The organism is Micromonospora sp. ATLC16 (assembly GCF_057196645.1).
Genome location: NZ_JBXUOW010000116.1, coordinates 1 through 9,206 on the forward strand (window position 1 = coordinate 1; position 9,206 = coordinate 9,206).

The window sequence follows — 9,206 nt, forward strand, 5'->3', positions numbered from 1 at the left end:
GTAAAATAACCCAAACACCCGCCCCCCCCCCCCGCCCCCCCCCCCCCCCCCCCCCCCCCCCCCCCCCCCCCCCCCCCCCCCCCCCCCCCCCCCCCCCCCCCCCCGCCGCTGGACGGGCCCCGATCTCCCTCCGTGACAAAGGAGAACCCCGTGTCCGCGACCCCTCTGCTGGAGCTACGCGGGATCGACAAGAGTTTCGGTCCCGTCCAGGTGCTCCGCGATGTCGCCTTCGCCGCCTATCCGGGCGAGGTCACCGCGCTGGTCGGTGACAACGGCGCCGGCAAGTCGACCCTGGTCAAGTGCATCAGCGGCATCTACCCGACCGACGCCGGGCAGTTCGTCTTCGACGGCCGACCGGTGAGCATCCACAGCCCGCGCGACGCCGCGGCGCTCGGCATCGAGGTCGTCTACCAGGACCTCGCGCTCTGCGACAACCTCGACATCGTGCAGAACATGTTCCTCGGCCGCGAGAAGCGCAGCGGCGTCGTCCTCGACGAGCCGACGATGGAGCAGATGGCGGCCGAGACCCTCGACGGGCTCTCCGTACGCACCGTCAAGTCGCTGCGCCAGCACGTCTCCAGCCTCTCCGGCGGCCAGCGCCAGACGGTGGCGATCGCCAAGGCGGTGCTCTGGAACAGCAAGCTGGTGATCCTGGACGAGCCGACGGCCGCGCTCGGCGTCGCGCAGACCGCCCAGGTGCTCGAACTGGTCCGCCGGCTGGCCGACAACGGACTGGCCGTCGTGCTGATCTCGCACAACATGAACGACGTCTTCGCCGTCTCCGACCGGGTGGCCGCGCTCTACCTCGGCCAGATGGTCGCCCAGGTGAAGACCACCGACATCACTCACGCGCAGGTGGTCGAGCTGATCACCGCCGGTCGCTCCGGCGAGCTCGGGCTCACCGGCGAACCGGCCAGCAACGGCAACGGCGCGGCGCCGGCCGGCAGCACCACGGGAGGCGTCTCATGAGCACCACCACCGCCGTCAAGCAGGACGGAAAGTCCTCCGTCGCGCCGACGACCACCGTGGGCAGTCACGTCCGTGACTACTGGCGGCGGGTACGCGGTGGCGACATCGGTGCCCTGCCCGCCGTACTCGGCCTGCTCGTCCTCTGCACGGTCTTCTCGATCATGCGACCGTCGTTCCTCACCGCCGGCAACCTCGCCAACCTGTTCACCCAGGGCGCGGCGGTCACCCTGATCGCGATGGGCCTGGTCTTCGTCCTGCTGCTGGGTGAGATCGACCTGTCGGCGGGCTTCGCCAGCGGCGTCTGCGCGGCGGTGCTGGCCAACGTGGTGACCGTGCTCGGACACCCCTGGTACGTCGCGGTGGCCGCCGCCGTACTCACCGGCATGGTGATCGGTACGATCCTGGGCCTCCTGGTCGCCAAGATCGGCATTCCCTCCTTCGTGGTCACCCTGGCCGGCTTCCTGGCCTTCCAGGGCGTGGTGCTGCTGCTGATGGAACAGGGCCGCAACATCTCGGTACGCGATCCGGTGCTGGTGGCGATCGCCAACCGCAACCTGCCGCCGCTGCTCGGCTGGGCTCTCGCCGCCGCGGCCGTCGCCGGGTACGCCGCCGTGCAACTGCTGCGTCACCGCAACCGCGCCGCGCGGGGACTGGTCACCGACCCGATGGCGGTGGTGCTCGCCCGGATCGGCGGGCTGGCGGTCGTCCTCGGCCTCGCGGTGTACGTGCTCAACCTGGAGCGCAGCCGTAACGTGCTGATCAGCTCGCTCAAGGGTGTGCCGATCGTCGTACCGATCATCGCCGTGCTGCTGGTCGTCTGGACCTTCGTGCTGCACCGCACCAGCTACGGCCGGCACATCTACGCGGTCGGCGGCAACAAGGAGGCCGCCCGCCGGGCCGGCATCAACGTGGACCGGATCCGCATTTCGGTCTTCGTCATCTGCTCCACCATGGCCGCGATCGGCGGCATCGTCGCCGCCAGCCGGGCCAACTCGGTCGACCCGAACACCGGCGGCAGCAACGTGCTGCTCTACGCCGTGGGCGCGGCCGTGATCGGCGGTACCAGCCTCTTCGGCGGCAAGGGCCGGGTGCTGGACGCGGTGCTCGGCGGCGCGGTGGTCGCGGTGATCGACAACGGCATGGGTCTGATGGGCTACAGCTCGGGCGTCAAGTACGTGGTCACCGGCGTGGTGCTTCTCCTGGCGGCCAGCGTCGACGCGCTGTCGCGCCGCCGAGCCGCCGCCGGTGGTAGCCGCTGATCCGCTGCACCGAAGGTAGTCACAACCGATGCGCGTGGGACCGAGCCAGGACGAGATCCGTCGGCAGAATCTCGGTGCCCTGCTGCGCTACGTGCACGTGCACGGTGCCACCACGCGCGCCAAACTGACCACCGCACTGGGGTTGAACCGGAGCACCATCGGCGCGCTCACCGCCGACCTCGCCGCGGCCGGCCTGGTGACTGAGGGGGCGCCGAAGGAAACCGGCCGGGCCGGACGACCGTCACTGGTCGTCCGGCCCGAGTCGCACCGGGTCTTCGCGTACGCGTACAGCATCGAGGTGGACCGGCTGCGGGCCGCCCGGGTCGGGCTCGGCGGCGCGGTGCTCGACCTCCGGGAACTGGACCGCCCCCGCGGTCTCACCGCCGCGGAGGCCGCCCCCCTGCTGGCCGGCGCGGTCAAGGAGATGCGGCAGGCCCTGCCGCGGGACGCCGTCTGCGTCGGTGCCGGGGTGGCGGTCTGCGGGATGGTCCGCCGCGACGACGGTCTGGTCCGGCTCGGTCCCACCACCGGTTGGGTGGACGAACCGATCGGCACCGCGCTCGGCACCGAACTCGGGGTCGACGTGCCGGTCACGGTCGGGAACGTGGCCGACGTGGCGGCCTCCGCCGAGCACGCCCGGGGTGCGGCGGCCGGCTGCGACAACGTCATCTACCTCTACGGCGACGTCGGCGTCGGCGCCGGGATCATCGCCGCGGGCCGAAGGCTGACCGGCCACGGCGGCTACAGCGGCGAGGTGGGGCACATGGTGGTGGTCCGCGACGGAGCCCGCTGCGAGTGCGGCAACCGGGGATGTTGGGAGACCGAGATCGGCGAGCACGGACTGCTCCGGGCCGCCGGCCGTTCCGACGCCCGGGGCCGGGAGGCGATGCTGGCGGTCTTCGACGCCGCCGACCGTGGCGACGCCCAGGCGCAGATCGCGGTACGGCAGGCCGGCGACTGGCTCGGCTTCGGCATCGCCAACCTGGTCAACATCTTCAACCCGGAAATGGTCATCTTCGGCGGCACCATGCGCGACCTCTACCTGGCCGCCGCCGCCCAGGTGCGCAGCCGGCTCAACTCCAACGGGCTGCCGGCCTGCCTGGAGCACGTCCGGTTGCGTACGCCGAAGCTCGGTGAGGACGCGCCCCTGGTCGGCGCGGCCGAACTCGCCTTCGACCGACTGCTGGCCGACCCGCTCGACGTCAACTGACCTCCAGTTCCGCATTTCGCGAGCCGGTTTCGCCAACCGATGAACTGATCGGCCGAACAATCCGTACCAGGTTGCGGACGGCCGACGGGGTGCGGACGTCCATCGCTCAACGATCGGTTCTCGTCCGAGGAGGCGCCGCAGACATGGCACCGCTGGATTCCGCTCGTCGCCGGCAGGGTAACCGGTCCCGTCGCTTGGCGGTGCTGCTCACCACGATCGTCGCAGCTCTCGTCGTTCTGCCCGGTGTGGCCCTGGCCGCGCCCGCCGCTCAGCAACTCGCCGCCGCCGACCAGGCGCTGCTCGACGGGGTGCGGCTGGCCGGGCTCTGGGAGATGCCGGCTGGACAGATGGCCGCCGAGAAGGGCAGCTCGCGGGCGGTCCGCGAGGTGGGCGCCGAGATCGCCCGGCAGCACGAGGAGCTCGACCGGATCACCGTGGAGGCGGCCAACAAGCTGAGCGCCGTCATCCCCAGTGCGCCGACCGCCGAGCAGCAGGGCTGGCTCACCGAGATGAAGGACGCCCGCGGCGCCCGCTTCGACCAGATCTTCGTCACTCGGCTCCGGGTCGCCCACGGCAAGATCTTCCCGGTTATCGGCGCGGTCCGGGCCAGCACCCGCAACGAGGTGATCCGGGACCTGGCCAACTCGGCCAACACGTTCGTCGGTGACCACATGCGGATGCTGGAGAGCACCGGCCTGGTCCGGTACGCCGAGCTGCCGCCCGCCGCGCTGCCGGCCCCCGGCAACGACGGGCTGCTCGCCGCCGCGCAGGCCAACACCGGCCCGCAGATCGGGGTCAGCAACACGCTCATCTGGGCGATCTTCCTCGGTGCCCTCGGCACCGGCGGCTTCCTCACGTACCGCATGTTCCGTCGCGGCTGACCGCCGCCACCCGCTTCGATGACCGTTCGCACCCGAGCGGCTGCCCTGCTCGGGCTGATCCTCACCGCACTGTGCGCCGCCCTTGGTCCCGCCGGCCCAGCGGCGGCGCACGCCGTGGTGGTCGCCACCACCCCGCAGCGCGACGAGGTGCTCGGGTACGCGCCGCGCGAGGTGCTGGTGACCTTCAGCGAGACCATCACCGTGGTTCCCGGCCGGGTGCAGGTCCTCGCCCCCGACGGCAAGCGGATCAACGTCGGCGAGCCCGAGGTCCGGAACGGGACCATCCGGATCACCCTGCGGCCCTCGGATCGTCCACTCGGCACCTACCTGGTCAGCTACCGCGTCATCTCGGCGGACAGCCACCCGGTCGCGGGCAGCTTCACCTTCGCCGCCGGGGCACCGTCGGCGACTCCGCCCGAGCCGGCCCTGGCGGAATCCGAGTCCCCAGCCGGCGTGCTGGTACCGGCCGCGAAGTACCTCGGGTACCTGGGGCTGCTGCTGGCGGTCGGCCCGCCATTGCTCGCGGCCACCATCTGGCCCCGCCGTCGCTCCCGTCGAGGCGCCACGGCCACCGCGCTGTGCGGGCTCGGTCTGATCGCCATCGGCACGCTCGGCACCTGGGTCGGGCAGGCAGCTCAGGTGGTGGGTGCGCCCGTCGGGCAGCTTTCCCCGGCCGATCTGCGGGCCGTGGCGGACAGCGACGTCGGCGTGGTGCTGGCCGTACGGCTGGCGTTGGTCGGGCTGGCCGCGATCCTGCTGCCGACGGTGATGCGGGGCGATGATGAGCGCTCGTCGACCGGTCGGGGCGTCGCCAGCCGGGTACGCGGTTGGGCACTGGCGGCGGTCGGCCTGGCCGGGTTCGTCACCTGGCCACTGGCCGGGCATCCGGTCGCCTCGCCGTTGCCGCCGGTGAGCATCGCACTGGGCACCCTGCACGTCGCCGGGGTGACCGCCTGGCTGGGCGGGCTGCTCGCGCTGACCGTGTTCCTGCTCCGGGGTACCCACGAGCGGGTGCTCGCCCGGATACTGCCGGCCTGGTCCCGGTTGGCCACCCTCGCGGTGGCCTGGCTGGTCGCCGCCGGGCTCGGCCAGGCCGTGATCGAACTCGGCCGTCCCTCGGCCCTGTGGGGCAGCACGTACGGTCGCCTGCTGCTGGCCAAGGCGGCCCTGCTGGCCGGGGTGCTGGCGGTGGCGGCCGGGCAACGACGGTTGATCAGGCGGCGGGTCGCGGCGGCCCGGCCCCGCCGGATCGCTCGGGCGGCCGGCGTGGAACTCGCCGTGACGGCGATGGTGCTGGCGCTGACGGCGGTGCTGGTGCAGACACCGCCGGGCCGTTCCGTCGGCACGGCGGCCGACGGGGTGAACCGGGAGGGCGTCGCGCAGTCGCTCACCACCGACCTGTTCACCTTGCAGTTCGACATCTACCCGGCGTTCGCCGGCACCGCGAACAGCCTGCACGCATACGTCTACACCCCGCGGGCGAAGGAGTTGCCGGTGGCGGAGTGGACGGTCACCGCCGCCCTGCCGGAGGCCGGCATCGAGCCGATCACCGTCGGCGTGTTCGCGCTGGAGCCGCACCACGGCAGCGCCGAGATCCACTTCCCGGTCGCCGGTGACTGGACGTTGCGGGTCAGCGCCCGGACCAGCGAGATCGACCGATGCACCGCCACCACCACGGTGACGATCCGCTGAGCTGACCCGGCTGACGCCTCAGCGGTCGACCTGGGTGAAGTCCCAGGAATGCGGCTGCCGGGCGAGCAGCATCACCGGCGGGTCGGGCAACGGCTGTGGGCTGCTGCGCCATTTGGAGATCACCACGACCCGGTGGTCGGTGGACGAGAAGACCTCGCTGGACAGGTGTAGCGGGTCGTGTTCGAACTCGGGCAGCGCGCTGTCACAGACCCAGATGATCAGGTCGGCGAGCGCGTACGGCTCCGCCCGTGCCTCCCACATCCGTACGATCACGTCGTCGTCCTCCTCAGACGCTGACCGTGGTCAGCGGCATGGCCGAATCTGCGGGCAGGTCGAGCCGGCTGGGCGCGACGCCCGAGGCGACCAGGTGCGAGCCGAGGGCCGCCACCATCGCGCCGTTGTCCGTGCACAGGCCGGGCCGGGGCACGCGGACCCGGATGCCGTGCCGGGCGGCCCGCTGTTCGGCCATCGCCCGCAACCGCGAGTTGGCCGCCACTCCCCCGCCGATCACCAGGGTCTGCACACCCTGGCCACGGCAGGCGTCCAGCGCCTTGTTCACCAGCACGTCGCAGACCGCCTCCTGGAAGGATGCGGCGACGTCTGCGACCGGAACCGGCTCGCCGGCCCGCTCGCGGGCCTCCACCCACCGCGCCACCGCGGTCTTCAGCCCGGAGAAGGAGAAGTCGTGGCGGTGCGCGACGAGATCCTTGGCGGCGGTCAGCCCACGCGGGAAGGCGATCGCCGCCGGGTCACCGGCCCGGGCCTCCCGATCGATGTACGGCCCACCGGGAAACGGCAGACCGAGCAGCCGGGCCACCTTGTCGAACGCCTCGCCTGCCGCATCATCGATGGTGGCACCCAGCGGGGTCACGCCCCGGGCCAGATCGTCGACCATGAGCAGCGACGAATGACCACCGGAGACCAGCAGCGCGATCGCCGGTTCGGGCAGCGGACCGTGCTCCAGCGTGTCCACCGCGACGTGCGCGGCGAGGTGGTTGACGCCGTAGACCGGTTTCTCGGCGGCGATCGCGTACCCCTTGGCGGCGGCCACCCCGACCAGCAGCGCCCCGGCCAGACCCGGCCCGGCGGTGACCGCGATCGCATCCACGTCGGCGAGCGTCACCCCCGCCTCGGTCAGTGCCCGCCGCATGGTCGGCACGATGGCCTCCAGGTGCGCCCGGCTGGCCACCTCCGGCACCACCCCACCGAATCGGGCATGTTGCTCCACACTGGACGCGAGCGCGTCGGCGAGCAGCGTGTGGCCGCGTACGACACCGACGCCGGTCTCGTCGCACGAGGTCTCGATGCCGAGGATCAGTGGTTCGTCAGCCATGGCTTTTCTCAGTCCTGGGTGCGCTGCATCACCAGCGCGTCGGTGTTGCTCGATTGGTAGTAGCCGCGCCGCACGCCGATCGGCTCGAACCCGTGCATCGCGTAGAGCCGCTGGGCCGGCGCGTTGTCGGCGGCGACCTCCAGCAGCACGGCGCGGATGCCGAGCCGACTGGCCTCGGCGAGCAGCGCCTCCAGCAGCAGTCGGCCGATGCCCCGGCGCTGCGCCTCCCGCCGGACCGCGATGTTCTGCACCCACGCCTCGTCGGGCGGCGCGACGGCGAGCCCGGCGTAGCCGAGCACTCCGCCGTCGTCGTCGGTGACCACCCGGTAGAAGTGCCCGTGGGCCAACTCGTTCCAGAACATCGGTGCCGACCACTGCTCGGCACCGAAGAGATCCGCCTCGATCGGCAACACCTCGTCGATGTGCCACCAGCGGAACCGGCCGAGTCGCACCTCGCTCACGACAAGACCGCTTTGCCCGGGGCTCACGGCAGGACCGGTTTGCGCACGGTCGCCGCCACCGCATCCGGGCGACGCAGGTAGAGCGGCGTCAACGCATCACCCGGCGCGCAGGTGCGGATCCGCTCGGCGGCCAGGGTGGCCAGCGCGGTCGCGTCCGGGTAGCGCGGCTCGGGTCGCAGCGGCAGCCCGAGGGCATCGGCGTACCGGTGTGCGCCATCGCCGACCATGACGGTGACGGCCAGCGCGCGGGCCCGCTCGGCGGCCACCGCGGGCGCGCCGACCTCCGGCCCGACCAAGCGCTCGCCGGCGCCGTCGTAAACCGCCCAGTAAATTTCCCGGCGCCGCGCGTCGCTCGCCGCCAGCACCGGCTCGCCGGCCGCCGCCGGGTGGCCGATCGCGTCGAGCGAGCAGACAGCGTACGCGGGAATGTCGAGCACCTGGGACATGGTGGCGGCGGTGACCAGCCCCACCCGCAGCCCGGTGAACGGCCCCGGGCCGGCCCCGGCGACGATCGCGTGCAGGTCGGCCGGCCGGGCGGCGACGTCGGCGAGCACCGCGTCGACCTGCGGGGCGAGCAGTTCGCCGTGCGCCCGAGCGTCGACGGTGCACCGGTGCGCCCGGGTCGTGACGTCACTCGCGGTGACCTCGACGAGCGCCGCGGTCACCGCCGGGGTCGAGCTGTCCACCACCAGTACGAGCACAATGACCCAGCCTAGCCGTATCGCCTCCGGCCCCTGGACACCCGCCCGCCATCGCCGCCGGGTCAATTCTGCTGTGGTCACCAAGGTGGCGCGGGGCCAGGTCCGTGCCTCCTGGCCCCGAAGCGACGGATCAGTTGCGTCGGCTCCACTGCTGGTTTGCGCCACCCCAGCAGCTGTACAGCTGGATCATCGCCCCGTTACCGCTGCCACCGGCGTCGAGGCACAACCCCGACTGCACTCCGGTGATCGTGCCGTTCGAGTTGATGTTCCACTGCTGGTTCGCGCCGCTGTGGCAGTCATACAACTGGATCCGGGTGCCGTTGCTCGTGCTGGAGTTCGGCACGTCCAGGCACTTGCCGTTCACCGTCAGCTGACTGCTCGACGTGTGGGTGAACCGCTGGTTCGCGCCGCCGTGGCAGTCATACAACTGGATCTGAGTGCCGTTGCTCGTGCTGGAGTTCGGCACGTCCAGGCACCGGCCGGACTGCTGACCGACGATCATCTGGCCGGACCCGCCACTGGGCGGCGGGGTGGTCGGGTTGGGCGGCGGGGTGGTCGGGCCGGGGCCGGGGGTGCCGCCTTCCGAGAGGGTGATGTCCGAGCTGCCCTGGCTCTGGTAGCCCTCGGTGGCCATGATCTGGTAGTAGTGGTTGCCGAGGTTCAGGCCAGCGCGGGCCCAGGCGTCGAAGTGGTTGGCGGT

10 protein-coding genes are annotated in these 9,206 nt (G+C 72.0%); 5 read left to right on the top strand and 5 right to left on the bottom strand.

The features are described from left to right. The first annotated feature begins 150 nt into the window (after positions 1–150). From AC2CHE_RS25925 to AC2CHE_RS25945, 5 genes are all read left to right on the top strand, one after another. On the top strand, positions 151–969 hold the full coding sequence (locus AC2CHE_RS25925; RefSeq protein WP_484507457.1) for an ATP-binding cassette domain-containing protein: 819 nt from the start codon (positions 151–153) through the stop codon (positions 967–969). Next, on the top strand, positions 966–2,228 hold the full coding sequence (locus AC2CHE_RS25930) for a sugar ABC transporter permease (RefSeq protein WP_484507458.1): 1,263 nt from the start codon (positions 966–968) through the stop codon (positions 2,226–2,228). Before AC2CHE_RS25925 ends, AC2CHE_RS25930 begins: the two co-directional genes overlap by 4 nt. Positions 2,229–2,256: 28 nt before the next feature. Further along, positions 2,257–3,438 carry an ROK family protein gene (locus AC2CHE_RS25935; RefSeq protein ID WP_484507459.1) on the top strand — a complete coding sequence of 394 codons (1,182 nt, stop codon included), beginning with the start codon at positions 2,257–2,259 and terminating at the stop codon, positions 3,436–3,438. Between the two features lie 143 nt (positions 3,439–3,581). Next, on the top strand, positions 3,582–4,319 hold the full coding sequence (locus tag AC2CHE_RS25940; protein ID WP_484507460.1) for a DUF4142 domain-containing protein: 738 nt from the start codon (positions 3,582–3,584) through the stop codon (positions 4,317–4,319). An 18-nt stretch (positions 4,320–4,337) separates the two neighbouring features. Continuing rightward, a complete protein-coding gene (locus tag AC2CHE_RS25945; RefSeq protein ID WP_484507461.1) occupies positions 4,338–6,011 on the top strand; it encodes a copper resistance CopC/CopD family protein in 1,674 nt (557 codons plus the stop codon). Between the two features lie 18 nt (positions 6,012–6,029). On the opposite strand, the gene AC2CHE_RS25950 is transcribed toward AC2CHE_RS25945, so the two are convergent. From AC2CHE_RS25950 to AC2CHE_RS25970, 5 genes are all read right to left on the bottom strand, one after another. Then, positions 6,030–6,284: a hypothetical protein gene (locus AC2CHE_RS25950; protein ID WP_484507462.1), complete on the bottom strand. Its 255-nt coding sequence runs from the start codon at positions 6,282–6,284 to the stop codon at positions 6,030–6,032. A 13-nt stretch (positions 6,285–6,297) separates the two neighbouring features. Beyond that, entirely contained in the window at positions 6,298–7,344 is a 1,047-nt protein-coding gene (tsaD, locus tag AC2CHE_RS25955) for a tRNA (adenosine(37)-N6)-threonylcarbamoyltransferase complex transferase subunit TsaD (RefSeq protein ID WP_484507463.1), read from the bottom strand. Between the two features lie 8 nt (positions 7,345–7,352). Beyond that, positions 7,353–7,805, bottom strand: coding sequence for a ribosomal protein S18-alanine N-acetyltransferase (gene rimI, locus AC2CHE_RS25960; protein WP_484507464.1), 453 nt, complete (start codon positions 7,803–7,805; stop codon positions 7,353–7,355). Positions 7,806–7,828: 23 nt separating this feature from the next. After that, positions 7,829–8,506, bottom strand: a complete 678-nt coding sequence (gene tsaB, locus AC2CHE_RS25965) for a tRNA (adenosine(37)-N6)-threonylcarbamoyltransferase complex dimerization subunit type 1 TsaB (RefSeq protein ID WP_484507465.1) — start codon at positions 8,504–8,506, stop codon at positions 7,829–7,831. A gap of 130 nt (positions 8,507–8,636) precedes the next feature. Beyond that, on the bottom strand, positions 8,637–9,206 hold a 570-nt coding region (locus AC2CHE_RS25970; protein ID WP_484507466.1), incomplete at its 5' end, for an RICIN domain-containing protein.